Consider the following 234-nt stretch of genomic DNA (forward strand, 5'->3'; position numbering starts at 1 on the left):
GTACTGCACGGTGCGGATTCCCCGCGCCCTCAGGGCGATCCCAAGGTCCAGATTGAAGTCGGGCGCGTCCACGCCGACGAAGAGGTCGGGGGGATCCGCGAGTAGCCGGTCCAGCAGCTTGCGCCGGATGCCCACGATTTCGAAATAGTGGCGCAGCACCTCCGCGTAGCCAATGACCGAGAGCTTCTCCACGGGGAAGAAGGCCTCCACCCCGGCCTCCGTCATGAGCAGGCC

Annotated in this window: 1 pseudogene; it reads right to left on the bottom strand. The window is 66.2% G+C overall.

The annotated features are described in order from the left end of the window. Positions 1-234: pseudogene (locus tag ACTFO6_RS19930) on the bottom strand (lipid-A-disaccharide synthase); the annotation flags it as partial.

Source organism: Pelomicrobium sp. G1, assembly GCF_051905455.1.
Taxonomy (GTDB): domain Bacteria; phylum Pseudomonadota; class Gammaproteobacteria; order Burkholderiales; family UBA6910; genus Pelomicrobium.